Genomic DNA, 26258 nt, shown 5'->3' with positions numbered 1-26258 from the left:
GGAGCGCCGGCGGGGCAAGGTCTGTCACCGCCTGCCCGCACCTCGCGGGCGCGCTCGGAGGTGGTGCGGTGGAACCGGTGGACGTGGCGTTCGCGGTGGTGGGTCTCGGTGCCCTGCTCGCCGGTGTCCTCCCCCGGTTGCTGGAACGCCGGCCGCTCTCCATGCCGATCGCGTTCCTCGGGCTCGGCATGGCGGTGTTCGTGCTGCCCATCGGTCTGCCGGTGCCGGACCCGCTGGCCCGTCCCGAACTGGCCACGCACCTCACCGAGGTCGGGGTGATCGTCGCCCTGATGGGCGCCGGGTTGAAGATCGACCGCCCGTTGAGCTGGTCGCGGTGGTCCTCCACCTGGCGGCTGCTGGCCGTCGCGATGCCCCTCTGCATCGTGGCGGTGGCCCTGCTCGGATGGTGGTGGGCGGGGCTGGTGCCGGCGGCCGCGTTGCTGCTGGGCAGCGCGCTCGCGCCCACCGACCCGGTTCTCGCCTCGGACGTCCAGGTGGGCGAGCCGACCGACGCGGAGGACTCGGAGGACGAGGTGCGGTTCGCCCTCACCTCGGAGGCCGGCCTGAACGACGGGCTCGCCTTCCCGTTCGTGTACGCGGCGATCGCCATCGCGGGCACCAGCCTCGCGCCCGGGGACTGGCTGGCCCGGTGGCTCACCGTCGACGTGCTGTGGAAGGTCGGCATCGGGGTCGGCGGCGGGCTGCTCGTCGGCTGGCTGCTGGGCAAGCTCTTCTTCCGCGCCCCGAGGCAGCTGCGGTTGGCCCGGCACGCCGAGGGCTTCCTCGCGCTGGCCGCCACGTTCCTGGCGTACGGGCTGGTGGAGGTGGCCGGTGGCTACGGTTTCCTGGCGGTCTTCGTGGCCGCCCGGGCGATCCGGGCCGCCGAACGGACCCACGAGTACCACGCCGTGCTGCACGACTTCGCCGAACAGATCGAGCGGCTGCTGACCGTCCTGTTGCTGCTGCTCTTCGGCGGCGCGGTGGTGGGCGGGCTGCTCGCCCCGCTCACCGTTCCGGCCGCCGCGGTCGGCCTCGCCCTGGTCTTCGTGTTCCGGCCGCTGTTCGGCTGGCTCTCGCTGCGCGGGGCGCCCGGACGGCCGGCCGAGCACTGGGTGATCGCGTCCTTCGGCATCCGCGGCGTCGGCTCGTTCTACTACCTGGCGTACGCGACCACGAAGGCGGACTTCCCGCAGGCCGACCTGGTCTGGGCCACCGTCGGGCTCGTGGTGATCGTCTCGGTGCTGGTGCACGGCATCGCCGCGACCCCGATCATGCAGCTGCTGGACCGCGCCGACGAACGGAGCCGCGACCCGGAGTCGGAGCGCACGGCCGAACCCACGGCGAGCGCCGCCCCGGCTTGAGTCGGAGCGGCTGCGACCGGCGCTCGGCCGGGGGCATGAACCGGCGGCAGCCGGGGTATTGGCACACCTGTTCGAGGGAAGGTGGAATCATGACGGACCGCAGCAGCGCCGAGGTCAACCCGCAGGGCGCGATCAAGGACCCCGACGAGTGGGTCACCGGGGCGGAGCCGCCCACGGCGGCGCAGGAGTCCTACCTGGCCACGCTCGCCCGGGAGGCGGACGCGGAGGTCCCCGAGGGGCTCACCAAGGCGGAGGCCTCCAAGCAAATCGACGAGCTCCAGGAGGAGACCGGCCGAGGCCAGTGACGCCGGCGAGGCCGCCGGGTCGAGCCAAGGCGGCCTCGGGGCCCGATCGGCGGACCGGCCGTACGTGCGCGACCCGCGCCGACGGATCGGCCGTTCGTGGCGTGACCCGCACCGGCGGCCGCAACCATCGTGGTGAGCCCGATACCGCAGAGGCATAGATATGCCTGTGAGGTATCGGCCGCGCGACGGCCAGGCAGTGCCTCGCCGCGCCGCACACCGGCCCGCGCCGCACTTCGGTCGGCACCCGGCAGGTCGGCACCTGGCCGGGGCGGGGTGGGGCCGCTCAGCGGGGCGGGAGCCGGTGCAGCTCGACCCGGTCGAGCCGCCCCGCCGCGACCCGGGCGGAGAGGTAGGTGGCGTACGGCTGAGTCCGCCGGTCGGTCGGCGAGCCGGGGTTGAGCAGCCGCAGCCCGCCCGGGGCGACGGTGTCCCAGGGGATGTGGGAGTGCCCGAAGACCAGCAGGTCGGTGTCCGGGAAGCGGGCGGCGCAGCGCTCCTCCCGGCGGGCCCGCGGTCCCGTCTCGTGCACGACGGCGACCCGCAGCCCGTCGAGCTCCACCCGGGCGATCTCGGGCAGCCGGGCTCGCAGCGCCGGCCCGTCGTTGTTGCCGTACACGCCGATCAGGCGGCGGGACCGGGCCTGCACCGCGTCCAGCAGCGATTCGTCGATCCAGTCGCCCGCGTGCAGCACCACGTCGGCCTTTTCGATCGCCGTCCAGAGCGGCACGGGCAGGTCCCGCGCCCGCTTCGGCACGTGGGTGTCCGCGGTGATGACCAGGCGCACCCGCCCATTCTCGTCGACCGGGACCGGCGGCGCCTGGCGTCACCGGCCGGCGCGCGGCGTTACCGGGCGGCGGGGGCGGGAAATGGTGGGTCCTACGAGGGAGGGACTCATGACCAGTGCTTCGGGACCGAACGCCGGCTGGCGATCCGCCATGCCGGGCGGTGGCCTGCTCCCGTCCGGCCTGGCGGGTCGGACGACGCCGCCCGGCGACGGGCACGGCCCGGAGACCGGGCCGCCGACCGTGACGATCGGCTCGTATCCGGACTACTCGACCGCCCAACGGGTGGTGGACTACCTGGCGGACAACCGGTTCCCGGTGGAGCACACGGCCATCGTCGGCACGAACCTCACCCTGGTGGAGACGGTTCTCGGCCGGATGGACACGGGACGCGCGGCCCTGATCGGCGCGGGCACCGGCGCCTGGTTCGGGCTCTTCATCGGCCTGCTCTTCGGCATCTTCACGGTCGGCAACTGGCTCGGCGTGATCGTGGTCGGGCTCGTGGTCGGCGCGATCTGGGGGGCGATCTTCGGCGCGGTGGCGCACGCGATGACCGGCGGGCAACGGGACTTCACCTCGGCGAGTTCGCTGCGCGCCGGCCAGTACGCGGTCATCGTCGACGCGACCCTGGCCGACCAGGCCCGGCAGCTGCTCGGCCGGCTGAACCTCGGCACGTCCGCGCCAGCACCCACGCCCGAGACCCGCTGATCGCGGCTATGTCGGATCCCGCCGCGCGAAGCAGGTCGAGGCGGCGGGACCGGCGGGTCCGGTTAAGGGCAGCGGGCTACCCGCCGGCCAGGTCCGACCGGTACTGGCGGATCCACGCCTCGACGTCGGACTTTCGCCACACCTTGCCCATGGCGAGCACGGCGACCGGCTCCGGGAAGTTTCGCTGATTGGCGATCACGGATGCGCGCTGCCGGGACACGTTCCCCAGCATCTCCCGAATCTCGGACACGCCCACCAGGTCCATACGTTGACGATGGCAGCAGCCAGGCATCACGACGGCGACAACTACGCAGACTATTGACGCTGACAACGCTCAGCGACACCATGGAGGGATGGAACAACCGCAACGCCACCCGGCGCGACTCGACCCTCACCGGCCGCACCTGCCGCGGCGCCCGTCGTGGCGCTGCCGGGTGTGCCCGGATCTGGACTGGCCGTGCCCGTCCGCCCGGTTGTTGCTGGCCGTCGAGTACCGGCGCAATCTCGCGGGGCTCGCGGTCTACATGGGCCAGCAAATGGCCACCGCCCTGGAGGATCTCGGACGGCTCGACTCGGGCGGCCCGCCGGACGGGAACGCCCTGTACGAACGGTTCATCACGTGGATTCAGCGCAAGCGAGAGCTACCCCTCAGCTAGCGGGCCGGGCTGACGCGAGAGCGAGACCCCAGACCGCCAGGTCAGCCGTGGTACGCCAGCTCGCCGGCGGTCAGCGCCACGTCGACCCGGTTCTCCTGTGGGGCGAGCGGGCAGGCCCAGCGGTCGTCGTAGGCGCAGGACGGGTTGTAGAGGTAGTTGGCGTCGAGCCGGACCCGGTCGCCGGGCAGGAGGGTCAGACCCCGCCCGAAGGTGCCCTTGACCGTGTCGGTCAGGTAGCGACCACCGCCGTAGCTCTCCCGGCCGCAGGTGGCGTCGCGTACGGGCACGAAGAGACCGCCTCCGTACGCCATGATCCACCAGAGCGTGAGCGGGCCCCACGGCGTCTCGGCGACGGCGACCCGCCGGTAGCGGATCACCCCGTCCGGCCCGCCGGTGTCGATCTCGGTCTCCCCCTCGGCGGGCCGCAGCGGCGCCTCCACGACCGCGGCGGGGTTCGGTGGGTGGTATCGCAGCCCGGTGAAGGCGGCGCGGTCCTCCGGCGGGATCGGGGTCTGCGGGTGGTCGGCGAAGAGCCGGTCACGTTCCGCGCGGAATTCGGCCAGGTCGAGGTCGGAGAGGTAGAGCTGGGCGATCCGTTCCCGCCAGTCGAGCAGTTCGAGGTCGTTCACCCGACGAGCCTAGTCCGCGCGGGCGGCGCGTCGAGCGGACCGACCGACACCGGTCAGCCGGGCCACTCCCCCGTTGCGCCGGCCGGCCACCGGTCGGTGGCGAGGCGGCCGTGCATGTGTTCGTCGTGCCGGCGGCCGTCGCCGTACTGGTAGGACTCCCGCAGCGTGCCCTCGACGCGGTAGCCGGCGCGTTCGGCGACGCGGCAGGAGGCCGGGTTTGCGGTGGCGTGGCAGAGCTGGATGCGGTGCAGGGCCAGCTGTTCGAAGCCCCAGCGGGTGAGCAGTTCGACGGCGCGGGAGGCGACACCGCGACCGCGCGCCGCCGGTACGACCCAGTAGCCGATCTCGGCGTCCGCGGCGTGGATGTCGTGCAGCGACACCGAGCCGAGCAGGCTCCCGTCGACGTCGTCGGCGACCGCCAACGAGACGTGGTCGCCGGCCGACCAGTCCGCGCGGCGGCGCAGCCACCTGCGGGTCGACTCCTCGTCCACCGGCCCGCCCTGCGGGTTCCACCGGGCGATGTCCGGATCGCGCAGCGCCGCCTCGACGGCCGGCGCGTCGGCCTCGAGCCAGGGGCGAAGCACCAGGCCGGGGACGGTCATCCGCTGATCCACGTGAAGAGTCTGTCACGCCTCCACGGCACCCGGCCGCGCGGTTTCGTTAAAACCTGCACCACCCCGCTGACGCCTGCCCTCTGCCATGGGGTGATCCAGCAGACAACAAGATTGTTTAATTTTTAAGTAGTGCTAGAGTGACTAGCGTGACCGAGGGCCTGGACAGCAGCCGACTCGCCGCCTGGCGGGCGTACATCGAGGCCAGCCAGCGACTGTTCACGCAGATCGAAGAGGACCTGCGCACCGACAGCGACCTGAGCTTCGCCGACTACCACGTGCTGGTGCTGCTCTCCGAGGCGCCCGGCCAGCGGCTGCGGATGGGCGAGCTGGCCGGCCGGCTGGTCTTCTCCGCCAGCCGGCTGACCTACCAGATCTCGTCCATGCAGCGCCGGGGGCTGGTCAGCCGGGAGCCCTGCCCGGAGGACCGTCGCGGCAGCCAGGCGGTGCTCACCGCCACCGGGCTGCTCACCCTGCGGGAGGCCGCACCCCACCACCTGGTCTCGGTGCGTACCCACCTCATGGACGACCTCGACGACGACGAGGTCGCCTGCCTCACCCGGATCTTCGAGCGCCTCGGTGACCGCCTGCGGGCGGCCCGGGACGGCTCGACCGACCACGCCACGAACTAGGAGCCCCAGATGCCCGCGATCACCGTCGACGACGTACTCGTCCTGCCCCGCCTGCCGAAGCTGGACGAGTCCACCACCTTCCGGCCGGTCCGCCGGCTGACCACCGCCCCCAGCGGCTACGAGGGGGAGGGCTTCCCGGTGCGACGGGCCTTCGCCGGCGTGCCGCTGAACGAGCTCGACCCGTTCATCCACCTCGACCAGATGGGTGAGGTCGACTACGCCCCGGGCGAGCCGAAGGGCACCCCCTGGCACCCGCACCGCGGATTCGAGACGGTCACCTACATGATCGACGGGATCATGGACCACCAGGACTCGAACGGCGGCGGCGGCACCATCACCAACGGCGACACCCAGTGGATGACCGCCGGCAGCGGCCTGCTGCACATCGAGGCCCCGCCGGAGCACCTGGTGGTCAGCGGCGGCCTGTTCCACGGCACCCAGCTCTGGGTCAACCTGCCGCGCGCGGCCAAGATGAACGCCCCCCGCTACCAGGACATCCGGGGCCGGGAGTCGGCGCTGCTCACCACGGCCGACGGCGGGGCGCTGATCCGGGTGATCGCCGGCGAGCTCGCCGGTCACCGCGGGCCGGGCTCCACCTTCACCCCGATCACCATCGCGCACGTAACCATCCAGCCGGGAGCGCAGGTGGACATCCCCTGGCAGTCCGGGTTCAACGCCCTGGCGTACGTGCTCAGCGGGCGCGGCACGGTCGGCACCGACCGGCGGCCGCTGGAGATCGGGCAGCTCGCGGTGCACGGCCCGGGTGAGGCGCTGCGGTTCACCGCCGACGCCAAGCAGGACGCGCACACCCCGGCGCTGGACCTCTACCTGATGGGCGGCCAGCCGATCCGGGAGCCCGTCGCGCACTACGGCCCGTTCGTCATGAACACCCGGGACGAGCTGGTCCAGGCGTTCGAGGACTACCAGGCCGGCCGGCTCGGCGTCATCCCCGCCGAGCGGCTGCCGCACACCGGCGGCGAGGGCGAGCGCCCCTGAACCGCGTCGCGTACGGCGGGGCCGGCCGCCCCGCCGTATGCGAGGTCACGGGTCACGCCGGTGGCACGACTTGTGGGTCACGCCGGTGGCACGCGTCAGGAGACGGCGAAGATGCCGGCGAGGCCGAGAAGCACCATGACCAGCAGCGCTACCAGCGCGCTCCGTTCGCCCTCCACCGCCGGCTCGCGGCGCTCGGTCATGGTGTTCGTCGTCTCGCGGGGCATGGTCTGGCCTCCTGGGAGTCTCGCCGATCAGAACGGCCGGTCCCGGCAGCTGCGTACCGGCCGGCGTAGGGCCCACGGCGGGGGTCCTGCCGTGAGGTCGGGATCGACTCCTCAGGTGTGGTGCCGGGTTCCGCACCGCAGCCGAACGCGCCGACCCGCACGTCACGGTTACCCGTCTGGCCCGGCTGAAACCTGGCCGGGGCGACAATCCACGAGCGGTTCGACCAGGGATCGCGGCGGGCGCGGACGCCCGTCGATGACGACCGCCGTCCGGTGGACGGTGGGTCGACCGGACGGCGGAGGGGGTCGGCGGGCGCGGTGTTACCGGCGGCCCGGGCGGTTCACGACCCGGGTGCTCGACCGACGGACGGCGGCGGGCGGGACCTCGGCCCAGTCGCCCGCGCCGGCGTCCCCGGGATGGACGGTCAGGCTGCCCGGGTAGGCGAAGGAGGCCCGGGGCGAGTAGAAGCCGGCGACGATGGTCAGCGGGTTGGCCGGTCGGAGCGCGTAGACCGGATGCTCCGGCGCCAGGAATTCCACCGACTCGATCTCGAAGGGCGACACCGGCTCGATCAGGTACGGGTAGACCGAGCTGAGCAGCTGTCCGTCCCGCCGGGTGAAGTAGCGGCTCTGCCCACTGTCGATCACATGCCCGGTCTCCCCCACCCGGCACCGGGTCCGGATCACCGGGACGCCGTCCAGTTCGGTCTCGGCGACGAGGGTGTCGGCTCGCACCTCGAGGGTGGTACGCCCGGGGTATGCGGGGAAGCCTCGCATGCGGACGTAGCCGAGCACTCGTTCGCTGGAGGTGACGTAGTGGGTCCACCAACCGCACGGGGTGGTACCCAAGGGAGTGTCGACGCCGTCCAGTGACACGCCCAGGTAGGTCAGGTCGTAGGCACCGAGGCCCGAGGTCTGGCTCGCGTCGTCGACCACGCACTGGCCGAGAAAGACGCGTGGCTCCGGGTGCGGCCGCAGCCCCGTCGGCACCAGCGCGGAGACCGCGTCCGGGTCCGCCGGAAGCCAGCTCACGTGAAGGAAGCGACTGTTCACGACGAGCTGGGGAGCGGCAGGGTCGAGCACGGCGCCTCCATCGCGGTGGGTACGAGGTGCACGTTACGGCTGGTCGGGCGCGGTGGACAACGACGGAATGGCGACAGTAACTCCCTGGTGTCGGGTTTCATGTTGACCGCTCGGCCGACTCCGTTCTGTCGTACGGGCCAGGCAAACCGGACGTCCAGCTCCCTGCGTCGACCCGGGTGACGGCCGGTAATCACCCTCACATCGGCTCGACAGACGCCGGATTAGAACCTTTTTCACAGGCTTTGACCTTTAAGTACATCGTCCGTTCGGCTAGATTTTCGCGGCACCATCGGGTTAGGGTGGCTACCGAACAGCCCAATCAAAGCTAAGACGAAGCGTCACGCCTTCATCCGCGGACGAGGTGCAGGGAGGACCACCCATGACCGCGCCAGCGATCAAAGAGGAAACGACGAGCACGTCGACCACGGCGGCCAAGCTCGACCCGCGGGCACTCTCCGACAGCGCCACCGACCTGCTCAACGCGATGGCCGCGCTGCCCGCCAACCACCCGTCGCGTCCCGCCCTGCGGGACCGAGCCATCGAGGCCTGGCTGCCGCTCGCCAATCACCTCGCCCACCGCTACAGCGGGCGGGGCGAGCCCACCGACGACCTGGCGCAGACCGCCGCCGTCGGCCTGATCAAGGCGATCGACAAGTTCGACCCGTCGCGCGGGGTCGACTTCGCCGGCTACGCCATCCCCACCATCATCGGGGAGCTAAAGCGGCACTTCCGCGACCGGACCTGGGACATCCGGGTCCCGCGGCGCCTGCAGGAGCTGCGACTGGCCATCTCCGACGCCAACAGCTCCCTGCTGCAGACCCTCGGCCGCTCGCCGACGGTCGCCGACATCGCCGCCCACCTCAAGATCACTGAGGAGGAGGTCCTCGAGGGCCTGGAGGGTGCCCGCGCCTACAACGCGGTCTCGCTCTCCACGCCGACCGGTGACGGCGACCGCGCCACCGAGCTGGGCGACATGCTCGGCGGCGAGGACGGCGAGTTCGAGCTGGCCGAACTGCGGGTCGCCCTGGGCCCCGCCCTCGCCACCCTCGACGAGCGCGAACAGAAGATCCTCACCCTGCGGTTCTACGGCAACCTGACCCAGTCGCAGATCGCCGAGCAGATCGGCGTCTCGCAGATGCACGTCTCCCGACTGCTGGCACGGGCGCTGACCAAGCTGCGCGGACAGCTCGACGGCACCTACTAGCCGCGCGGTTCGATGACATCCACCAGGGGGTGATGGCACCGATGGCCGGGTCCGACGGACCCGGCCATCGGTGTGTCCGCCGCTGGACGCCCCGGCCCGTCCCGGTCCGACAGGTACCGTGGCGGGCCGTCGACGCCGCCGGTGCGAGACTGGGCCGTGCTCTCCGACGTACGCCTCGACCTGCCGGTACGCGCCGTGCTGCCGGCGGTCGTCGCGGCCCTGCGCAGCACCGGCGTCGGAGTCCTGGTGGCCCCGCCCGGCACCGGCAAGACCACGCTCGCGCCGCTGGCCGTCGCCGACCGGGTCGACGGCCGGGTGGTGGTCGCCCAGCCCCGTCGGGTCGCCGCCCGCGCCGCTGCCCGGCGGATGGCGGACCTGCTCGGCGAACGGGTCGGCGACCGGATCGGGTACGCGGTCCGCGGCGACCGGCGGGTCGGGGCACGGACCCGGGTCGAGGTGGTCACCACCGGCCTGCTGCTGCGTCGCCTGCTGCGCGACCCCGACCTGCCCGGCACCGCGGCGGTGCTGCTCGACGAGGTTCACGAACGCCAGCTCGACGCCGACCTCGCGCTCGCCTTCGCGGTGGAGGCCCGCAGCGCCCTGCGCCCCGACCTGTGGCTGCTGGCCATGTCCGCCACCCCGGAGGCCGACCGCTTCGCCGGCCTGCTCGGCGGCTCCGACGACCCGGCCCCGATCGTCCGGGCCGACGCGGCGCTGCACCCGGTGACCCGGATCTGGGCGCCGCCGCCCCGCCCGCTGCCCGCCCCGGGGGCCGGCAGGGTCGACCGGGCGCTGCTCGACCACGTGGCGGCAACCATCCGCCGAGCGCTGCGCGAGCACGACGGCGACGTGCTGGCCTTCCTCCCCGGGGCCGGCGAGATCGCGTCCGTCGCCGGGCGACTGGCCGACCTGCGGGACACCGTCGACCTGCTCCCGCTGCACGGCAGGCAACGCGCCGGGGAGCAGGACGCCGCACTTCGCCCACGATCGACCCGGCCCGGCGACGCCGCGAGCGCCCGCCGCCGCGTGGTGCTGGCCACCGCGGTGGCCGAGAGCAGCCTCACCGTGCCCGGCGTACGGATGGTGGTGGACGCCGGGCTCGCCCGGGTGGCCCGGCTGGACCTGGCCCGCGGCCTCGGCGCGCTCGTCACCGTGCCGGTCTCCCGGGCCGCCGCCACCCAGCGGGCCGGTCGCGCCGGCCGAGAGGCGCCCGGGCACGTCTACCGCTGCTGGTCCGAGGCGACCCACGCGCGGCTGCCCTCCCAACCGGCGCCGGAGATCGAGACGGCGGACCTCACCGGCTTCGCCCTCGACCTGGCGGCCTGGGGGCAGCCGGACGGCACCGGCCTGGCCCTGCCCGATCCGCCCCCGGCGGCGGCGATGACGGTCGCCCGGGACACGCTCGCCACCCTCGGCGCGATCGATGCCACCGGGCGGATCACCGGACGGGGCCGCGCCATCGCTGCCGTCGGCGCGCACCCGCGACTGGCCCGCGCCCTGCTCGACGGCGCGGGCCGGGTCGGCGCCGACCGGGCCGCCGAGGTGGTCGCCCTGCTCGCCGAGGAGACCGTGGCCGGCCCCGCCGACGACCTCGCCGCGGTCTGGCGTCGGCTGCGCGCCGGCACCGACGCGGCCGCCACCGCCCGCTGGCGTGCCGAGGCACGCCGCCTGCGCACCCTCCTCAGCGCGGAGTCCAGCGAAGAGGAGAGGAGCGCCGGCGCCCGGCACCGCCTCTCCGACGATCTCGCCGCCGGGCTGCTGGTCGGGCTGGCCCACCCCGAGCGGCTGGCCCGGCTCCGGCGGCCGGGCGGCTCCTCGTACCTGATGAGCGGCGGCACCGCCGCGGAGCTGGCTCCCGGCTCGGGCCTGGCCGGCGCCGAGTGGCTCGCGGTGGCGGTCGCCGACCGCTCCCCCGGCGCGCCGACCGCCCGGATCCGCCTCGCGGCCGCGCTCGACGAGACCACCGCCCGGGAGGTGGCCGGGTCGCAGCTGCGCACCGAGCAGGAGGTGGGCTGGTCCGGCACGGACGTGGTGGCCCGGGAGGTGGTCCGGCTCGGCGCTATCGAACTGCTCGAACGCCCGCTCAGCCGCCCCGACCCGGCCGCGGTCGGCGCGGCGCTGCTGACCGGCCTGCGGCGCACCGGCCTCGGGCTGCTGGAGTGGACCCCGGCCGCCGACGCGCTGCGGCAGCGGCTGGCGTTCTGCCGGCATGCGCTCGGCGACGACTGGCCCGACGTCGCCGACGACGCGCTCCTCGCCGCCGCACCCGACTGGCTCGCGCCGGAGCTGGCCACCGCCCGGCGCCGCGCCGACCTGGCCCGGGTGGACGTGGTCGCCGCGCTGCGCCGGCTGCTGCCCTGGGCCCAGGCCGCCCGGCTGGACGAGGTGGCGCCGGAGCGGATCGCGGTGCCCAGCGGCTCACGGATCCGGGTCGACTACGCCGACCCGGCGGCGCCCGTGCTGCCGGTGAAGCTTCAGGAGACGTTCGGGTGGCGGGAGGCGCCCCGCATCGGCGACGGCCGGGTGCCGGTCCTGCTGCACCTGCTCTCGCCCGCCGGGCGCCCGGTCGCGGTCACCGCCGACCTGGCCTCCTTCTGGCGGGTGGGCTACCCGCAGGTCCGGGCCGAACTGCGCGGCCGCTACCCGCGCCACCCCTGGCCGGAGGACCCGACCACGGCCGTACCCACCGGGCGCGTCAACCCCCGGCGGCGCTGACCGCTCACTCCTCGACGACGTCGGCCACGACCACCGTGATGTTGTCCGGGCCGCCGGCCCGCAGCGCCAGGTCGATCAGCTTGTGCGCGCACTCGGCGCGGTCCGGGTGACCGGCCAGCACCTCGGCCAGCGTGTCGGGCCGGACCACGTTGGAGAGGCCGTCGCTGCAGAGCAGCCAGCGGTCACCGGCCGCGGGCACCATCGTGGCGTACGTCGGGGAGACGTCATCGCCCTGCAACGCCTGGGTGACGACGGCCCGGCGGGGGTGACTGCTCGCCTGGTCCGGCGTGATCACACCCTGGTCGACGAGCATCTGCACGAAGGTGTCGTCCCGGGTGATCTGCTTGAGCACACCCTCGCGGAACAGGTAGGCCCGGGAGTCGCCGATGTGGGCGAGCGCCAGGCAACTGCCGGTCCGGGCGAAGAGCAGCGCGGTCAAGGTCGTACCCATGCCCTGCCGCTCCGGATCCTCGCCGACCGCCCGGCGGATCCGGAGGGTGGCCTGCTCGATGCCGCTCTGCAACGCGGCGACCAGGGCGTCCTCCGGTGTCTCCACGTCCAGCGGCGCTATCGCTCCGATGGTGAGCGAGCTGGCCAGGTCGCCGGCCGCCATGCCACCCATGCCGTCGGCGACGGCGACCAGCCACGTGCCGGAGTGCATTGCGTCCTGGTTCCCGCTGCGGATCAGCCCACGGTCGCTCGTTCCCACGGAACGCAGCTTCAGGGTCATGGGTGGCAGCCTGCCAGGCGAGGGGCGCTGTTGTCTCTAGGAGATCCACCGTGACTCCGCGTGGCGCGGCGAATCTCACTCTCCGTCGTGCCGCCGCCAGGTCGCCTGGAGAGGCATCCGGCACCGTCGCGCTCGCCACCGCGGCGCCGCCGAGCCATGCCGGCCACCGCCACCCGGCGCGAACCCGGTCGCGCCCCGGCCGACCGGACTACCAGGCGGGGTGGGCGGGCCCGGTGCGGGCCGCCCATACCATGACGGCCGTGGACGGAAATCTGTGGCTCGCCGGCACCGCAGTGGCACTCGTTCTCGCGATCTTCGTGGTGGTGGTGGTCCGCCGACGGCGTCGACCGACGCCGGCCGGGCGCGAGGCCGCGCTGCAGCTCGCCCGGCAGGCGATCCGGCAGAGCCGGCGGGACCAGCACGTCCGGGCCCGAGGCACCCTTCGAGGCAAGGGGTACGGCGGCGACGACAGCCAGGCCACCAGCGCAGCCGTCAGCAGCGAATCCAGTGGCACTCCATGACCCGGGGTAGGGGCTCTTTGCCGGTGCTGGCCCGCTCCCGCCGGTCGGACACTGAACGGTGCCCGCCCACCGGTGGACGCACCAGGCACCGGCGTCGTCGCGACGGATCGGCTCGTCCGCGCGGCCGATCGGCAACACCTCAGCCGATCTCTTCGTCCACGTAGCACCAGCGCCAGGCCTCCCCCGGCTGGACCGAGCGCATCACCGGGTGCCCGGTCTCCTCGAAGTGCACGCTCGCGTGCCGGTACGGAGAGGAGTCACAGCAGCCGACCTCGCCGCAGCTGAGGCAGGAGCGCAGGTGCACCCAGTCGGTGTTGCCGATCGACACGCAGGGCCCGCACTCGTCGGTGTTCCGCGGCTCGGCCGTACCGGCCTCGGTCAGGTGTGCGCAGCTCACCGGTCGTCCTCCCGCCGCAGCAACGATTCCTCCAGATCCAGGTCACGATAGGCGCGCACCAGTACCTCCTCCGGGATGCGGCCGGTGTCCCGGGCATCGCGGAACACCTCTCGTTCGGCGTCGATCATCTCCTGCCGCAACCGCCCGTACGCCTGTGAGGGGGTCTCCCGCTCGGCGCCGCCCAGCCGCTCCCAGGCCAGGTTGGTCCGGTCCTCTACCCCACGACGCAGCCGCTCGACCACCGGGGCGGGCGCCGAGTCGGCCAGCTCGTCGAGGCGTTCCCGGGCCGCCCGGCTGGCCTGCTGCTGCACGCCGGCGGCGGAGAGCGCGTCCTGCACCGGGTCGTCCGGCGGCAGCTTGAGCTTGCGGGCCACCATCGGCAGGGTGGCGCCCTGGCCGATCAGGGTCGCCACGATCACCGCGAAGGCCAGCCAGATGAACAGCTCCCGCGGGTACTCGCGCCCACCGGCGACGGTGAGCGGCAGGGCGAGCGCCGCGGCCAGGGTCACCACGCCCCGCATGCCGGCCCAGCCGATGACGAGCGGGTACTTAGCCGGTTTCCGCGCCGTGCCCCGCCGGACACTCGGCACCAGCCGGGTCAGGTACGTGACGGGGAAGAGCCAGGCGAACCGGGCCAGGAAGAGCGTGCCGAGCACCGCCGCCGTGACGCCGACGACCCGCCCGACCGGCTCGTCGAGGTCCTGCAACACGTCCGGGAGTTGGAGGCCGACCAGCAGGAAGACCAGCCCTTCCAGGAGGAACCGGACCAGCCGCCAGACCGCGCCCACCTGGAGCCGGGAGGCGGCCGACATCAGCACCGGCAGCTTGTGCCCCAACGCCAGTCCGGTGACCACGACCGCCATCACGCCGGAGGCGTGGATCTCCTCGGCGACGAAGACCACCGCGAACGGGATGATCAGCGAGAGCGCGTTGTCGAGCAGCGGGTCGCTGATCCGCTTGTGCAGGAAGCCGAAGAGGAACGCGCCGAGCGCACCGATCAGCACCCCGCCGCCGGCCGAGCGCAGCACCTCGATGGTCACCTCGGTCACGCCGACCGCCGAACCGACGGCGGCCAGCGTGGCGACCCGGAACAGCACCAGCGCGGTGGCGTCGTTGAGCAGGCTCTCCCCCTCCAGGATCGTGACGACCCGCCGGGGCAGCCCGATGCGCCGGGCCACCGCCGTCGCGGCCACGGCGTCCGGCGGGGCGAGCACCGCGCCGAGGGCCAGGCAGACGGCGAAGGGCACCATCGGCAGCAGCAGGTGCAGGACGAGACCGATCGCGGCCGCCGTGAAGAGCACGAGCCCGACGGCGAGCCACAGGATCGGGCGCAGGTTGTGCCGGAAGGCCGGCACGGACGTCTCCAGCGCGGCGACGTAGAGCAGCGGTGGGAGGATCCCCACGAGCACCAGGTCCGGGTCGAGCCGGATGTGCGGGAAGCCGGGCACGAACGACAGCACCAGCCCCGCCACCACCAGCACGATCGGCGCCAGCAGGCCGAGCTTGCGGGCCAGCGCGGCACCGAGCGTCGCGGTCGCCAGGAAGACGACGACCTCGAAGAGTCCCTCCATGGGGTGCCAGCCTAGGCAACCGCCGTGGAGCGCCTGATCATCGGGCACGCAGCTTCGGGAGCACCTCGGCGCCGAAGGTGTCCAGGAAGGGGCGCTGCTCCTTCCCGACGTGGTGCAGGGCGATCTGGTCGAACCCGAGCGTCAGATACTCCTCCAGCCAGCCGACGTGCCGGCCGAGGTCCGCCGAGACGTTGACCACGCGGGTCACCCGCCGCATCGGCACGTCGGCCGAGACCACGTCGAAGTGCTCGGCGGTCTCCAGGTCCCAGCAGACCGGCGGGGCGAAGACGTTGCTGCGCCACTGGTCGTACGCGATGGCCTCCGCCTCGGCCTGCTCGGGCGCCCAGCTCAGGTGCACCTGCAGGTGCAGCGGCCCCCGGCCACCGGCATCCCGGTAGGCGCGGATCATCCGCCGCAGGTGCTCGACGGGCGCGTTGACGGTGATCAGCCCGTCCGCCCAGCCCGCGCACCAGCGGGCGGTCGGTACGCTCACCGCCGCCCCGATCAGGGCGGGCGGCTGCTCGGGTCGGGTCCAGAGCCGCGCCCGGTCCACCCGCACCAGCCCGTCGTGGCTGACCTCCTCCCCGGCGAGCAGCGCCCGGATCACGTCCACGCACTCGCGCAGCCGGGCGGCGCGCACCGACTTGCGCGGCCAGCCGTCGCCGGTGATGTGCTCGTTGCTGGCCTCTCCGGTGCCGAGCGCGGCCCAGAACCGGCCCGGATACATGGCGGCGAGCGTCCCGATCGCCTGCGCGACGACCGCCGGGTGGTAGCGCTGGCCTGGGGCGTTCACCACGCCGAACGGCAGCCCGGTGGCCTGGAGCGCGGCGCCGAGCCAGGACCAGGCGAAGCCGGAGTGGCCCTGGCGGGCGCTCCAGGGCGAGAAGTGGTCCGAGCACATGGCGGCGTCGAAGCCGACCCGTTCGGCGTGGACCACCGCGTCCAGCAGCGATCGGGGGTGGATCTGTTCGTGGGACGCGTGGAAGCCGAACACCGTCATGGCTGCGTTCCGTACCCAGGACGGTCTCCGGCTAAAGCTGAACGACCCGCCGTGGCGCGCGCCACCCGCGCCCGGGTCGGCGTCCGCTACTCGGCGTGCGCGCCGGCCGGTCCGACCGGACCGGCGTCCTCGCCGCCCACCCAGACGGTCTTCGTGTTGCAGAACTCCCGCATGCCCAGCGCGGAGAGCTCCCGGCCGTAGCCGGAGTTCTTCACGCCGCCGAAGGGCAGCTCCGGGTAGGAGGTGGTCATGCCGTTGATGAAGACGTTGCCGGCGTCCAGGTCGGTGGCGAAGCGGGCCTGCTCCTGCGGGTCCCGCGTCCAGGCGTTCGAGCCGAGCCCGAAGGCGGTGCCGTTGGCCACCTCGATCGCCTCGTCGTACGACGACACCCGGAACAGGCCCGCCACCGGCCCGAACACCTCCTCACGCCACATCCGCATCTCCGGCCTCAGGTCGGTGACCACCGTCGGCGGGTACCACCAGCCGTCCTGCTCCGGCACCTCGCCGCCGACCAGCACCGTGCCGCCGTTGTCGATCGCGTCCCGGACCTGGGCGTGCACCTCGTCGCGGCCGCGCTCACTGGCCAGCGGCCCCACATCGGTCCGGTCGTCCATCGGGTCGCCGACCCGCAGCGCCGACATGTGTGTGGCGAACTTCTCCGCGAAGGCGTCGAAGACGTCGGTGTGCACGATGAACCGCTTCGCGGCGATGCAGGACTGACCGTTGTTCTGGCAGCGGGCGGTGGTGGCCACCTCGGCGGCCCGGTCCAGGTCCGCCGAGGGCATCACGACGAACGGGTCGCTGCCGCCGAGCTCCAGCACCGTCTTCTTCAGCTCCCGCCCGGCGATCTGGGCGATCGACCGGCCGGCGCCCTCACTGCCGGTCAGGGTGGCCGCCCGTACCCGGGGATCGCTGAGGATCTGCTCGACGGCGTCCGAGCCCACCAGCAGCGTGCCGAACGCGCCCTCGGGGAATCCGGCCCGGCGGAACACGTCCTCCAGCAGCAGCGCGGTCTGCGGCACGTTCGAGGCGTGCTTGAGCAGCCCGGTGTTGCCGGCCATCAGGGCGGGCGCGGCGAACCGCATCACCTGCCAGAGCGGGAAGTTCCACGGCATCACGGCGAGGACCGGGCCGATCGGCTGGTAGCGGATGAAGGCCCGGGTGGCGTTCACCGCGGCGGCGTCGGCCGGCTCGTCGGCCAGGAACCCGGCGGCGCGGGCCGCGTAGAACCGGGCCGCCGTGGCGCACTTGGTCACCTCGGCCTTCGCCGACGCGTACGTCTTGCCCATCTCGACGGTCATGATGCGGGCGATCTCGTCGCGGTCGGCGTCGAGCAGGTCGGCGGCGGCGTTCATCCAGCCGGCCCGCTGGTCGATGGTGGTGCCGTGCAGTTGGCGGAACGCCAGGTCGGCCCGGTCGATCGCGGCGTCGATCTGCTCGGGCGACATCGGGTCGTACGTCTTGAGCACCTGTCCGGTGGCGGGGTTGGTGGTGGCTATGGACATCTCGTCCTCCTGTCACTCGAACAGCGAGTGCTTTGCGCCCGGCTCCTCGCGTCGGCGGGCGGCGCGGCGGCGCTGGATGATGATCAGGTCGACCACGGCGACCAGCGCGAGCAGCACACAGACCACGCCCAGCCAGACGATCTCGGCCAGGAACGCCAGCACGGCGAAGATGGCCATGATCACCAGGCCGAAGCCGGCGAGCGCGAGCCGGAGGTTCAAGGCGCTGTAGGCATGCCCGACCGTGCCACGGGCGCGCCGGGGCTGCGATCTCGTCATTCCCCCGACCTACCCGGGGACGGACGGGGTTAACCGGCACGGCCGGCTTCGTCCGGCGGCGGGGCGACCGCGCGCCGAGCGCGGGGCGACGCCTCGCCGCCCGTCAGCCGATGTCGGCGAGGCGCGGCGCGATCCGCTCGGCGACCTGCTCGGCGAACTCGACCGGGTGCCGGTCCGGCGTCACCTGGACCTCGGCCACGCCGAGCGCGGCGTACTCCTCTACGGCGGCGAGGAAGGCGTCCGGGTCGTCCAAGGGGTGAACCTGCATCGAGAGGGTCTTCTCGATGCTGTCGTAGTCGCGCCCCTCGGCCTCGCAGTGCGACCGGAGCACGTCGAGCTTGTGGCGTGCCTCGTCCACGCTCGTGCCGAAGAAGTTGCACGAGTCGGCGTACCGGGCGACCAACAGGAGGGTCTTCTTCTCCCCGTTCCCGCCGATCATGATCGGTGGGCGCGGCCGACGCAGCGGAGCCGGTGAGCAGAGCGTCTCGGTCAGCTGGTAGTGCCGCCCCTGGTATGGACCGTTGTCCTCGCTCCACATCTGTAGGCAGATCTGCACCGTCTCCTCGAGCCGCTCGAAGCGCTCCCCCATGGGCACGACCGGCACGCCGAGACCGCGCTGCTCCCGCTCGTACCAGGAGGCGCCGACGCCGAGCCGGGCGCGACCGCCGGAGAGCACGTCCAGAGTGGTGACGATCTTGGCGAGCAGGCCCGGGTACCGGTACATGACGCCGGTGACCAGCACACCGAGCGTCATCCGCTCCGTCTTGCCGGCCACGTAGCCGAGCGTGGTGTACGCCTCCAGCATCGGCTCGTCGGCCCGAGCCACGGCCTCCATCTGGAAGAAGTGGTCCATGACGGTGAACGAGGCGAATCCACCCGCCTCCGCGACCTGCGCGGTCCGGGCCAGGGTGGGCGCAATCAGCTCCGGCTCCGGCGGGGTGGTGTAGGTCCAGTAGTGCAGGCCGAGTTTCACGACACACGCTCTTTCGTCGCGGGGGTGGACCGGGCACGACGCGGTGTCGACGAACGACTCGACACCGGGCCACGGCGCGGAGGACACCGACCAGGCGCCCGGTCCACGACGTGACCGACCAAGCGTTCCACTTCGAGCGCGCAGGAGGTCAAGCTTGCCGTGGGGTCACCCGGATTGCCGACCGTACGCGCGCTCCACACGGCCGGGCCGGGCAGCTACCACATCAATCCGGGCAGCGGCAGGGATGTGCCACATAGCCGACAGCGTCACTCCGACGAAAGCCGGCCTGCGCATAGAGTTACCGCGCCGTCGCTCTGAGCCGCACATCGGGGGAATCATGCCTCGCCGCTGGGTCACCGCCGTCGCCTGCCTGCTGGCCCTGGTCGCTCTCGCCTGCGAGGGCGGCGGCGAGGCCGGCCCCCGCCCGACCCGGGGCACCCCGCAGCCCGGCGGGTCAGGCGGTATCGCGGCGCTCGGCGACTCGATCAGCACCGGCTTCGGCTCCTGCCTGCTCCTCACCTCCTGCGAGCGCAACTCCTTCTCGACAGGTGACGGGCTGCGGGTGCAGAGCCTCTACCGGCGCCTGCTGGACCGCGACCCGGACCTGCGGGGACGCGCCTACAACCACGCCCGGCCCGGCGCCCGGGCCGCCGCGCTCGAGGAGCAGGCCCGCGCGGCGGTACGCGACCGCGTCGACCAGGTCACGGTGCTGATCGGCGCCAACGACGCCTGCCGGGCCGACATCGACGACATGACCCCGGTGCGGCAGTTCCGGACCGAGGTGGACCGGGGGCTGCGCGCGCTGCGCGCCGGCCGCCCGAAGGCCCGGGTGCTGGTGGCGAGCATCCCCGACCTGTACCGGCTGTGGGAGGTCGGGCACACGAACTCGCGCGCGCTCCGGGCCTGGCGGCACGGCGTCTGCCCGGCCCTGCTGGCCGAAGCGGCGTCGGACGCCCCGGCCGACCGGGCCCGCCGGGCCGCCTTCCGGGCCCGGATCACCGCCTACAACACCCAACTGGCGGCGGCGTGCCGGGCGTACGGGTCACGGTGCCGGTACGACGGCGGCGCGGTGCACCGGGTGCGGTTCACGCTGGACCTGGTGAACCCGCTGGACTCGTTCCATCCGAACGCGGCAGGTCAGAGCCGACTCGCCGACGTGACCTGGAAGGCCTCCGGTCTCGCCGGCTGACCCGTCCTGGCCGGTGGCGTCGGGCCCTGGCCGACCCGACGCCACCCGGAGCCCGCCCTCAGGCGCGACGCGGGCCCGGGACGACGGTCCCGTGTTGCCGGTAGAGCGCCCGGGAGCGCTCGGCGAGATCCTTGGTGGCGGACGAGTTCGCCCAGGTGCCGAGGACGATCGCCGCGCCGGGCACGAGCTTGGCGAAGACGCGCTTGGCGGCCCGCATCCCGGCCATCTGCGCCAGGCGTACGCCCAACCGCAGCATGACCTTGCCCAACTGGCCCTGCCCACCCGTGCCGAACAGCGCGCCCGCGCGCTCCCGGCCGGCGGCCACCCCCAGCGCCAGCCGGGCGGTCTCGGCGACCTTGTGCACCCGCTGGAGGACGAGCAGGTCGGTGGCGCGGTCGGTGTGCAGCGGGTCGACGCCGTACGCCGCCGCGACGTGCAGCACCATGCGGGCCTGGGTCCAGGCGAGCACGCCGATGTCGATCACCGCGCCGGGCAGCCCGGCCGCGCCGGAGACCGCGCCGGAGAGCCGAGCCCGGTTCACGAACTTGCGTACCGCCTGCTCGGCCAGCAGGTCGGCGGTGACGTCGGCCTGCTCCGCCCGGGCCCGCGCGGCCCACTGCGCTGCCTCCGGTCCGAGCCGGCGCACCGCCTCCAGGGCCAGGTGCTCCGGGGCGTACTGCGGGTCGTCCCGCATCCGGTCCCAGAGCGTGGCCGGTGGCGCCTCGGGAATCTCCTGGTCGGCGGCGGCCGGCGGGGGCGGTTGCGGCGCGGGAGTCGGTGGTTGGCCGTCGGCGGGCACGGGTTCGGACACAGGTACTCCCGAGGGTCGACGCAGGCGATGCGGGGGCCGGTACGGGTCAGCGGCGGCGGTTGGAGAACTTCGCCGCCAGCCCTCTCAGTTTCCGCTGGTTCTCCGGCTTGGCGAGCTCGCGTCGGCCGCGCGCGACGAGCTGCTGCCCCTTCGGTGAGCGCAGGAAGGTGCTGATCCGCTGCATCAAAGACATCTCGGTCCTCCTGTCGGTGAGCCCTCACTCATGTGTACCCGGAACCGACAACGGATGTACCCGGGATGCCCCGGCAATCAACCGTCCACTGTGGGCGCAGACTACCGCCCCGTCGAGAGGACGGCGTCGACGACCTCGCTCGCCCGCCACTCGTGCTTCGCGTAGTGGTCCGGGTACGCCGACACCTGCACGGCCTGGGCGGCGTCGGTGAGGCGCATCTGCTGCCAGCCCGGGACCTGCTCCAGCGCGCCGAGGAACTGCCGGGTGGCGAACTCGGGGTCCATCAGCCGGTCCACCGACCCCCAGCCGCTGCTCGACCGCTGCTGGAAGAGTCCGACCGAGTCGTGGTCCCAGCCGAGCCCCTGGTGCGGGTGGCGCTGCGACTCGGGGATCACCCCGCTCGCGAGGTTGTACAGGTTGCTCTCCTGCATCGCGGTGGCCACCGCGATCACCAGCCCCCGGCGCGGCACGCCCATGTCCCGGCCGGTCCGCACGATGACCTCGGCGTTCCTCATCTGGGTCCGGGTCAGCCCCGCCACCGGCGCCGGCTCCGCCGGCTTCTTCTTCGCCCGCACGTCCGGGTCGGCGTCCGGCCCGGTGGACGCGCTCGGCGCCGCCGTGGTGGGCGCCGCGGCCTGGGCGCTCGGCGACCGGTCGAGGGAGCGGGAGGCGTGCTCCTGCTCGGCCCGCTGGACCAGCTGGGAGTGGGCGGCGAGCGGGTCGACCCGGGCCACCACGCCCGCGGTCTCGTCGTTGGTCTGGGCGTACGTCGCCAGGCCGAGGCAGCACAGCACGCCCGTGGCGAGCACGATCCGGGCCCGCCCGGGTGTCGTCGCGAGCTGTCGGGCCCGGTCGCGGGCGCCCCGAAGGCGTGGTCCCGCGTACCTGGCAGCGGTCGAGAGAGCGGGGGCAGCGGCTCGGAGGCGCCGCAGCATCATCGTCCGTTCGGCCGATGCCCTGTCGTCCGTACGAACAATCGGATCGAGGGGGGCGTTCGGTTCGTCGAGGGTGCCGTCGTCACGCATCAGCCGAGGCTAGGCAGGCGTACCCGTTGATTACCCAACGTGATCTCGTGGCCCTCGCCACAGATTGGGGGTGGCGTGGTGGACAGCCGGGGAGCCGGCGGGTCGTCGATGAACGGACCTCGCGGCCGGGACGAACCGGTCGGTCCACTCAGTCGGGCCCGGCCCGGCCGGAAGCGGGGCAGTCGTCCACCCTCGGACGCAAGATCACCAAACTCGGCTGTTCAGCCCATGTCACCCTCGGCCGAACGGGCGCGACAGCCCCCGACGCCCGGCGGAATGCGGCGATTCGCCTGATCCTGATCACTCACTGAGAACGGACCGCCCGGCGAAGGAATGCATCAGGATGGCGGGTACGTTGCCGGAACCGGGCGTCGTGCACGCGACGGCGCTCCGTAGGCACCATTTCAGGGAGGTCCGCACCGGTGCTCGACCCACACGAGCTCTACGAGCTCACCGACGATCTGCCCGACCTCGGTCAGCCAGTCCTGATCCAGGCCCTGACCGGCTTCGTCGACGCCGGAAACGCCAGCCGGCTCGCCCGCGAGCAGCTGCTCACCTCGCTGGACGCCCGCACGATCGCGACCTTCGACCTCGACCAGCTCTTCGACTACCGCTCCCGCCGACCGATCATGACCTTCGTCGAGGACCACTGGGAGTCGTACGACGCGCCGAAGCTCGAGCTGCACCTGCTGCGCGACGACGACGAGACCCCGTTCCTGCTGCTCACCGGCCCGGAGCCGGACGTGCAGTGGGAGCGTTTCGTGGCCGCCGTCGCGGGGCTCACCGCCCGGCTGGACGTCCGGCTCACCGTCGGGCTCAACTCGATCCCGATGGCGGTGCCGCACACCCGGCCGACCGGGGTGACCGCGCACGCCACCCGCCCCGAGCTGATCTCCGGGCACGAGCCGTGGCTGCAGCGGGTGCAGGTGCCGGCGAGCGTCGGCCACCTGCTCGAGTTCCGCCTCGGCGAGATGGGGCGCGACGCGGTCGGCTTCGCGGCCCACGTGCCGCACTACGTCGCGCAGGCCGAGTACCCGGCCGCCGCGGAGGTGCTGCTCACCTCGGTCTCCCGCGCCACCGGACTGCTGCTGCCCAACGACGAGCTGCGCTCGTCCGCCGAGGTGGTCCGGGTCGAGATCGACCGGCAGGTCGCACAGACCGAGGACGCCGCCGCTCTCGTGCAGGCGCTCGAAGAGCAGTACGACGCGTTCGCCCGGGGCCGGGGCGAGAAGAACCTGCTCGCGCCCGAGCTGGGCTCGCTGCCGTCGGCCGAGGAGCTGGCTGCCGAGCTGGAGCGCTTCCTGGCCGAGCAGAGCCGCCCGAACGACGGCGGGAACTGACGACCACGGGCGCGCGCTCCTCGCGGGCGGCGGCGTCCCCGCGAAGCGCGACACCCGGTACGCCGAGACGGCGTACCGGCCGCTGATGCGGCAGGCTGGGGGCATGCGCCTGGCGACCTGGAACGTGAACTCGGTGAAGGCCCGGCTTCCCCGGCTGCTCGACTGGCTCGACAGCACCGCGCCGGACGTGGTCTGCCTCCAGGAGACCAAGTGCCCGGACGGCGCGTTCCCGGTGGCGGAGGTGGGCGAGCTGGGCTACACCGTGGCGAGCCACAGCGACGGCCGGTGGAACGGGGTGGCCCTGCTCTCCCGGGTCGGACTGGTCGACGTGACGGTCGGGTTCCCCGGGGAGCCGGGGTTCCCCGAGCCCGAGGCTCGCGCCATCTCGGCCACCTGCGACGGGCTGCGCGTCTGGTCGGTCTACGTGCCGAACGGGCGGACGCCGGACGACCCGCACTACGCGTACAAGCTGGCCTGGTTCGCCGCTTTGCGCGACGCGCTGGAGGAGGAGCTCGCCCGGGGGCTGCCGCTGGCCGTCTGCGGGGACTTCAACGTGGCCCCGACCGACGCCGACGTCTGGGACCCGGCCGTCTTCGTCCACTCGACCCACGTCACGCCGGCCGAGCGCGCGGCGCTGGCCGCGCTGCGCGACCTCGGTCTGGTCGACGTGGTCCCCACCCCCATGAAGGGGCCGCACCCGTTCACCTACTGGGACTACCGGGCCGGCATGTTCCACCAGAACAAGGGCATGCGGATCGACCTGGTGTACGCCTCGGCGCCGTTCGCCCGGACGGTCAGCTCCGCGTACGTGGACCGGGAGGCGCGCAAGGGCAAGGGCCCCTCCGACCACGCGCCGATCGTCGTCGACGCCGACCTGGTGCCGGCGGTCGAGGCGTTCTGAGGTGGTTAGGGTGGGGCCATGGCAGTTGTGAAGATCAACGCAATCGACGTCCCGCCCGGTGCCGGTGCGGAGCTGGAGAAGCGCTTCGCGGCGCGGGCCGGCGCCGTGGAGAACTCCCCCGGGTTCCTCGGCTTCGAGCTGCTCCGGCCGGTCGCCGGGGAGAGCCGCTACTTCGTCTACACGAAGTGGGAGTCGGAGGAGGCCTACCAGGCCTGGGCCGCCGGCCCCGCCCGCGCCGCGCACGGCGGGCAGCAGCGCCCGGTCTCCACCGGCGCCAACCTGCTGGAGTTCGAGGTCGTCCAGCAGGTCCCCTGACCCCCTCCACTTCGGTTGATCATGAAGTTGTTGCTCCCTGGAAGCGCTCCACCGGGCAATAAGTTCATGATCAACGCGTCGAGGGCGGGCGGCCGGGGAAGGCCCGGGTGGGGTCAGCTGGGCGAGGGGTGGGCGGCGACGAGGGAGGCGAAGGCGATGACGTTGTCGGCGTAGCCCTCGCGGCCGCCCACGAACTCGCCGCCGCACGTGATCAACCGCAGTCCGGGCGGGCCCTCGTGGCCGTAGACCCGGTCGGCCGGCAGGTGGTCCTTCGGGAAACGCTCCACCGAGTCGACCCGGAACACCACCACCGACCCGTCCGCCCGCGCCACCTGGACGGTGTCACCCGGCTTCAGCTTGCCCAGGTCGTAGAAGACCGACGGGCCCTCCTTGGTGTCCACGTGACCGACGATCACCGCCGGTCCGGGCTCGCCGGGGGTGGGCCCCTGGTCGTACCAGCCGGTCTCGTTGTGCCGCTCCAACGGCGGCACGCCGATCGAGCCGTCCCGGGCCTGCCCGACCGGCGCCACCGGCGCGGAGACGTTGATCGTCGGCATCGAGAGACTCACCGGCCGGCTCGCCCGCAGCGCGGCGCTGTCGTTGCTCGCCGACCGGTCCCCGCCGCCCGCGGTCCACTCCAGGGGGTCGGCCGAACGGCCCAGCCCCACGCCGGTGGCGAAGACACCGGCCAGCACCAGCACGATGGCCAGCGGCAGGGTCCAGGGCGAGCGCCGGGGCCGCCGGGGCCGACCGCCGGTGCCCCGGCCGGCAGCGGGGCGCACCGGCGGGGGCGGCTGCGCGGTGATCGCGTGGGTGATGGAGACCCGTTGGGCGAGCGCCGAACGGTCGGCCGGTGATCCGACCGGCGGGCGAGGGGCGGGGCGCTGGGCCGGCATCGGTCTCAGCCTCGGCCGGAGCCGCGCACGGCACGCGGCCGGCGCAGCGCGAAGAGGGCGACGACCAGCCCGGCAACGGCCAGCGCCACCCCGAGCGGCACCAGCAGACCACCGGTGAAGCCGCCCGCGGTGCCGCCGAACCCGGTGGCCGGGCCCCGGCTCGGCTTCACCGACTTCACCACCTGGAGCATCGTCGAGGCGGTCTCGCCGTCGCGGCACTCGAGCTTGACGCGGTAGTTGCCGGGACGGGTGCGCTCGCGCACCATCGGCGCGGCGGTGAGCAACCCCCGCTGCGGCTGCACCTGGACGCGACCGAACGCGTCCGACACCACGATCGCGGGGACCGAATTGTCGCGGCAGCTGGCCTTGACGCCGACCAGGAAGCCCGGCTGGACGGTGCTCGGGCTGACCTCCACGAAGACGTCCACGATCGGGTTCGGCTGGGGTGCGGCGACCGGGTCCGGCTGCTCCGACGCGCTGGGCTCGGGAGCGGCCTGCGAGTAGGCGGCCGGTGAGGCGAGCACCTGGCTCGGCGGGCCTTCGACGGCCGCCTCCCGTCCGGCCGCCACCACCAGCAGCAGGCCGGCGATCATGGCCGACAGGACGAATTCACCGCGGGTCATGCGCGATGCCTCCTCCCGACGCCGGGTGGCCGGACAGACGCGGGCTGCCCGGACTGCCGTACGAGATGGATCCTCTCATTCCTGGG

Annotated in this window: 31 protein-coding genes; 13 read left to right on the top strand and 18 right to left on the bottom strand. The window is 73.3% G+C overall.

Features of this window, described 5'->3' with window-relative positions; genetic code table 11:
* Positions 1 to 68 precede the first annotated feature (68 nt).
* On the top strand, positions 69 to 1361 hold the full coding sequence (locus D7147_RS23610; RefSeq protein WP_120681299.1) for a cation:proton antiporter: 1293 nt from the start codon (positions 69 to 71) through the stop codon (positions 1359 to 1361).
* Positions 1362 to 1450: 89 nt separating this feature from the next.
* Positions 1451 to 1666 (top strand): DUF3072 domain-containing protein, encoded by a 216-nt coding sequence (locus tag D7147_RS23605; RefSeq protein WP_120681297.1) that lies wholly within the window; start codon positions 1451 to 1453, stop codon positions 1664 to 1666.
* Between the two features lie 283 nt (positions 1667 to 1949).
* Here the strand turns inward: D7147_RS23605 and D7147_RS23600 are convergent, their stop codons facing one another.
* Positions 1950 to 2450 carry a metallophosphoesterase family protein gene (locus tag D7147_RS23600; protein ID WP_120681295.1) on the bottom strand — a complete coding sequence of 167 codons (501 nt, stop codon included), beginning with the start codon at positions 2448 to 2450 and terminating at the stop codon, positions 1950 to 1952.
* Between the two features lie 109 nt (positions 2451 to 2559).
* Between D7147_RS23600 and D7147_RS23595 the strand changes: the two genes are divergently transcribed.
* Positions 2560 to 3156, top strand: coding sequence for a general stress protein (locus D7147_RS23595; protein WP_120681293.1), 597 nt, complete (start codon positions 2560 to 2562; stop codon positions 3154 to 3156).
* 76 nt (positions 3157 to 3232) lie between these two features.
* On the opposite strand, the gene D7147_RS23590 is transcribed toward D7147_RS23595, so the two are convergent.
* Positions 3233 to 3421, bottom strand: coding sequence for a helix-turn-helix transcriptional regulator (locus D7147_RS23590; protein WP_199716462.1), 189 nt, complete (start codon positions 3419 to 3421; stop codon positions 3233 to 3235).
* Positions 3422 to 3509: 88 nt separating this feature from the next.
* Here D7147_RS23590 and D7147_RS23585 point away from each other — a divergent pair, with 88 nt between their 5' ends.
* Positions 3510 to 3812 carry a flavin reductase gene (locus D7147_RS23585; RefSeq protein WP_147434571.1) on the top strand — a complete coding sequence of 101 codons (303 nt, stop codon included), beginning with the start codon at positions 3510 to 3512 and terminating at the stop codon, positions 3810 to 3812.
* 41 nt (positions 3813 to 3853) lie between these two features.
* On the opposite strand, the gene D7147_RS23580 is transcribed toward D7147_RS23585, so the two are convergent.
* On the bottom strand, positions 3854 to 4441 hold the full coding sequence (locus tag D7147_RS23580) for a DUF1684 domain-containing protein (protein WP_120681289.1): 588 nt from the start codon (positions 4439 to 4441) through the stop codon (positions 3854 to 3856).
* Between the two features lie 53 nt (positions 4442 to 4494).
* The gene (locus D7147_RS23575; RefSeq protein ID WP_233563366.1) at positions 4495 to 5055 is read right to left on the bottom strand and encodes a GNAT family N-acetyltransferase; all 561 of its coding nucleotides are present in this window, start codon (positions 5053 to 5055) and stop codon (positions 4495 to 4497) included.
* 146 nt (positions 5056 to 5201) lie between these two features.
* On the opposite strand from D7147_RS23575, the gene D7147_RS23570 reads away from it, so the two are divergent.
* Positions 5202 to 5684 (top strand): MarR family winged helix-turn-helix transcriptional regulator, encoded by a 483-nt coding sequence (locus D7147_RS23570; protein ID WP_120681285.1) that lies wholly within the window; start codon positions 5202 to 5204, stop codon positions 5682 to 5684.
* 9 nt (positions 5685 to 5693) lie between these two features.
* On the top strand, positions 5694 to 6680 hold the full coding sequence (locus D7147_RS23565; RefSeq protein ID WP_120681283.1) for a pirin family protein: 987 nt from the start codon (positions 5694 to 5696) through the stop codon (positions 6678 to 6680).
* Positions 6681 to 6775: 95 nt separating this feature from the next.
* On the opposite strand, the gene D7147_RS33425 is transcribed toward D7147_RS23565, so the two are convergent.
* Entirely contained in the window at positions 6776 to 6904 is a 129-nt protein-coding gene (locus D7147_RS33425) for a hypothetical protein (RefSeq protein WP_267900768.1), read from the bottom strand.
* Between the two features lie 321 nt (positions 6905 to 7225).
* Entirely contained in the window at positions 7226 to 7987 is a 762-nt protein-coding gene (locus D7147_RS23560) for an acetoacetate decarboxylase family protein (protein ID WP_199716463.1), read from the bottom strand.
* A 379-nt stretch (positions 7988 to 8366) separates the two neighbouring features.
* Here D7147_RS23560 and D7147_RS23555 point away from each other — a divergent pair, with 379 nt between their 5' ends.
* The gene (locus D7147_RS23555; protein WP_120681281.1) at positions 8367 to 9191 is read left to right on the top strand and encodes a SigB/SigF/SigG family RNA polymerase sigma factor; all 825 of its coding nucleotides are present in this window, start codon (positions 8367 to 8369) and stop codon (positions 9189 to 9191) included.
* A gap of 156 nt (positions 9192 to 9347) precedes the next feature.
* Positions 9348 to 11906: an ATP-dependent helicase HrpB gene (gene hrpB / locus D7147_RS23550; protein ID WP_120681611.1), complete on the top strand. Its 2559-nt coding sequence runs from the start codon at positions 9348 to 9350 to the stop codon at positions 11904 to 11906.
* A gap of 4 nt (positions 11907 to 11910) precedes the next feature.
* On the opposite strand, the gene D7147_RS23545 is transcribed toward hrpB, so the two are convergent.
* Complete coding sequence (locus D7147_RS23545; protein ID WP_120681279.1) at positions 11911 to 12636, bottom strand: PP2C family protein-serine/threonine phosphatase; 726 nt, start codon at positions 12634 to 12636, stop codon at positions 11911 to 11913.
* 260 nt (positions 12637 to 12896) lie between these two features.
* On the opposite strand from D7147_RS23545, the gene D7147_RS23540 reads away from it, so the two are divergent.
* Complete coding sequence (locus tag D7147_RS23540; RefSeq protein ID WP_120688016.1) at positions 12897 to 13157, top strand: hypothetical protein; 261 nt, start codon at positions 12897 to 12899, stop codon at positions 13155 to 13157.
* 139 nt (positions 13158 to 13296) lie between these two features.
* Here D7147_RS23540 and D7147_RS23535 read toward each other — a convergent pair whose 3' ends face one another.
* From D7147_RS23535 to D7147_RS23510, 6 genes are all read right to left on the bottom strand, one after another.
* Positions 13297 to 13554 carry a UBP-type zinc finger domain-containing protein gene (locus D7147_RS23535; protein ID WP_120681275.1) on the bottom strand — a complete coding sequence of 86 codons (258 nt, stop codon included), beginning with the start codon at positions 13552 to 13554 and terminating at the stop codon, positions 13297 to 13299.
* A complete protein-coding gene (locus D7147_RS23530; RefSeq protein ID WP_120681273.1) occupies positions 13551 to 15125 on the bottom strand; it encodes a Na+/H+ antiporter in 1575 nt (524 codons plus the stop codon). Before D7147_RS23530 ends, D7147_RS23535 begins: the two co-directional genes overlap by 4 nt.
* Before the next feature lie 37 nt (positions 15126 to 15162).
* Positions 15163 to 16125 (bottom strand): TIGR03885 family FMN-dependent LLM class oxidoreductase, encoded by a 963-nt coding sequence (locus tag D7147_RS23525; protein WP_120681271.1) that lies wholly within the window; start codon positions 16123 to 16125, stop codon positions 15163 to 15165.
* 86 nt (positions 16126 to 16211) lie between these two features.
* Entirely contained in the window at positions 16212 to 17630 is a 1419-nt protein-coding gene (locus D7147_RS23520; protein WP_120681269.1) for an NADP-dependent succinic semialdehyde dehydrogenase, read from the bottom strand.
* Between the two features lie 12 nt (positions 17631 to 17642).
* A complete protein-coding gene (locus D7147_RS23515; protein WP_120681267.1) occupies positions 17643 to 17906 on the bottom strand; it encodes a DUF6343 family protein in 264 nt (87 codons plus the stop codon).
* Between the two features lie 103 nt (positions 17907 to 18009).
* Positions 18010 to 18879: an LLM class F420-dependent oxidoreductase gene (locus tag D7147_RS23510; protein WP_120681265.1), complete on the bottom strand. Its 870-nt coding sequence runs from the start codon at positions 18877 to 18879 to the stop codon at positions 18010 to 18012.
* Positions 18880 to 19216: 337 nt separating this feature from the next.
* Here D7147_RS23510 and D7147_RS23505 point away from each other — a divergent pair, with 337 nt between their 5' ends.
* Positions 19217 to 20068, top strand: coding sequence for a GDSL-type esterase/lipase family protein (locus D7147_RS23505; RefSeq protein ID WP_120681263.1), 852 nt, complete (start codon positions 19217 to 19219; stop codon positions 20066 to 20068).
* 58 nt (positions 20069 to 20126) lie between these two features.
* Here the strand turns inward: D7147_RS23505 and D7147_RS23500 are convergent, their stop codons facing one another.
* The 3 genes from D7147_RS23500 to D7147_RS23495 all read right to left on the bottom strand — a co-directional run bounded on the left by D7147_RS23500 (position 20127) and on the right by D7147_RS23495 (position 22097).
* On the bottom strand, positions 20127 to 20879 hold the full coding sequence (locus D7147_RS23500) for an EcsC family protein (RefSeq protein ID WP_199734252.1): 753 nt from the start codon (positions 20877 to 20879) through the stop codon (positions 20127 to 20129).
* Positions 20880 to 20925: 46 nt separating this feature from the next.
* Positions 20926 to 21072 carry a hypothetical protein gene (locus D7147_RS32755; protein ID WP_165947335.1) on the bottom strand — a complete coding sequence of 49 codons (147 nt, stop codon included), beginning with the start codon at positions 21070 to 21072 and terminating at the stop codon, positions 20926 to 20928.
* A 101-nt stretch (positions 21073 to 21173) separates the two neighbouring features.
* On the bottom strand, positions 21174 to 22097 hold the full coding sequence (locus D7147_RS23495; protein ID WP_120681261.1) for a peptidase M23: 924 nt from the start codon (positions 22095 to 22097) through the stop codon (positions 21174 to 21176).
* Between the two features lie 422 nt (positions 22098 to 22519).
* Here D7147_RS23495 and D7147_RS23490 point away from each other — a divergent pair, with 422 nt between their 5' ends.
* The 3 genes from D7147_RS23490 to D7147_RS23480 all read left to right on the top strand — a co-directional run bounded on the left by D7147_RS23490 (position 22520) and on the right by D7147_RS23480 (position 24653).
* Positions 22520 to 23437, top strand: a complete 918-nt coding sequence (locus D7147_RS23490) for a proteasome assembly chaperone family protein (protein ID WP_120681259.1) — start codon at positions 22520 to 22522, stop codon at positions 23435 to 23437.
* 103 nt (positions 23438 to 23540) lie between these two features.
* A complete protein-coding gene (locus D7147_RS23485; protein ID WP_120681256.1) occupies positions 23541 to 24338 on the top strand; it encodes an exodeoxyribonuclease III in 798 nt (265 codons plus the stop codon).
* Between the two features lie 18 nt (positions 24339 to 24356).
* Entirely contained in the window at positions 24357 to 24653 is a 297-nt protein-coding gene (locus tag D7147_RS23480; RefSeq protein WP_120681254.1) for an antibiotic biosynthesis monooxygenase family protein, read from the top strand.
* Positions 24654 to 24766: 113 nt separating this feature from the next.
* Here the strand turns inward: D7147_RS23480 and D7147_RS23475 are convergent, their stop codons facing one another.
* Together D7147_RS23475 and D7147_RS23470 are read right to left on the bottom strand one after the other, a co-directional pair.
* Positions 24767 to 25549, bottom strand: coding sequence for a class F sortase (locus D7147_RS23475; RefSeq protein ID WP_120681252.1), 783 nt, complete (start codon positions 25547 to 25549; stop codon positions 24767 to 24769).
* 5 nt (positions 25550 to 25554) lie between these two features.
* The gene (locus D7147_RS23470) at positions 25555 to 26172 is read right to left on the bottom strand and encodes a hypothetical protein (RefSeq protein ID WP_120681250.1); all 618 of its coding nucleotides are present in this window, start codon (positions 26170 to 26172) and stop codon (positions 25555 to 25557) included.
* Positions 26173 to 26258 lie beyond the last annotated feature (86 nt).

The sequence above is a fragment of the Micromonospora musae genome, assembly GCF_003626545.1.
In the GTDB taxonomy this organism is placed as follows: Bacteria; Actinomycetota; Actinomycetes; order Mycobacteriales; family Micromonosporaceae; genus Micromonospora; species Micromonospora musae.
Note: the sequence above shows the minus strand (reverse complement) of the source record. Positions and strands in the feature narration are given on the sequence as shown.

Excerpts from the sequence above, each read along its gene's own strand:
- D7147_RS23605 (WP_120681297.1), top strand. The coding sequence starts at position 1,451 with ATGACGGACCGCAGCAGCGCCGAGGTCAACCCGCAGGGCGCGATCAAG.
- D7147_RS23595 (WP_120681293.1), top strand. The coding sequence starts at position 2,560 with ATGACCAGTGCTTCGGGACCGAACGCCGGCTGGCGATCCGCCATGCCG.
- D7147_RS23590 (WP_199716462.1), bottom strand. The coding sequence starts at position 3,421 with ATGGACCTGGTGGGCGTGTCCGAGATTCGGGAGATGCTGGGGAACGTG.
- D7147_RS23585 (WP_147434571.1), top strand. The coding sequence starts at position 3,510 with ATGGAACAACCGCAACGCCACCCGGCGCGACTCGACCCTCACCGGCCG.
- D7147_RS23565 (WP_120681283.1), top strand. The coding sequence starts at position 5,694 with ATGCCCGCGATCACCGTCGACGACGTACTCGTCCTGCCCCGCCTGCCG.
- D7147_RS33425 (WP_267900768.1), bottom strand. The coding sequence starts at position 6,904 with ATGCCCCGCGAGACGACGAACACCATGACCGAGCGCCGCGAGCCGGCG.
- D7147_RS23555 (WP_120681281.1), top strand. The coding sequence starts at position 8,367 with ATGACCGCGCCAGCGATCAAAGAGGAAACGACGAGCACGTCGACCACG.
- D7147_RS23545 (WP_120681279.1), bottom strand. The coding sequence starts at position 12,636 with ATGACCCTGAAGCTGCGTTCCGTGGGAACGAGCGACCGTGGGCTGATC.
- D7147_RS23530 (WP_120681273.1), bottom strand. The coding sequence starts at position 15,125 with ATGGAGGGACTCTTCGAGGTCGTCGTCTTCCTGGCGACCGCGACGCTC.
- D7147_RS23525 (WP_120681271.1), bottom strand. The coding sequence starts at position 16,125 with ATGACGGTGTTCGGCTTCCACGCGTCCCACGAACAGATCCACCCCCGA.
- D7147_RS23520 (WP_120681269.1), bottom strand. The coding sequence starts at position 17,630 with ATGTCCATAGCCACCACCAACCCCGCCACCGGACAGGTGCTCAAGACG.
- D7147_RS23515 (WP_120681267.1), bottom strand. The coding sequence starts at position 17,906 with ATGACGAGATCGCAGCCCCGGCGCGCCCGTGGCACGGTCGGGCATGCC.
- D7147_RS23505 (WP_120681263.1), top strand. The coding sequence starts at position 19,217 with ATGCCTCGCCGCTGGGTCACCGCCGTCGCCTGCCTGCTGGCCCTGGTC.
- D7147_RS32755 (WP_165947335.1), bottom strand. The coding sequence starts at position 21,072 with ATGTCTTTGATGCAGCGGATCAGCACCTTCCTGCGCTCACCGAAGGGG.
- D7147_RS23495 (WP_120681261.1), bottom strand. The coding sequence starts at position 22,097 with ATGCGTGACGACGGCACCCTCGACGAACCGAACGCCCCCCTCGATCCG.
- D7147_RS23485 (WP_120681256.1), top strand. The coding sequence starts at position 23,541 with ATGCGCCTGGCGACCTGGAACGTGAACTCGGTGAAGGCCCGGCTTCCC.
- D7147_RS23480 (WP_120681254.1), top strand. The coding sequence starts at position 24,357 with ATGGCAGTTGTGAAGATCAACGCAATCGACGTCCCGCCCGGTGCCGGT.
- D7147_RS23475 (WP_120681252.1), bottom strand. The coding sequence starts at position 25,549 with ATGCCGGCCCAGCGCCCCGCCCCTCGCCCGCCGGTCGGATCACCGGCC.
- D7147_RS23470 (WP_120681250.1), bottom strand. The coding sequence starts at position 26,172 with ATGACCCGCGGTGAATTCGTCCTGTCGGCCATGATCGCCGGCCTGCTG.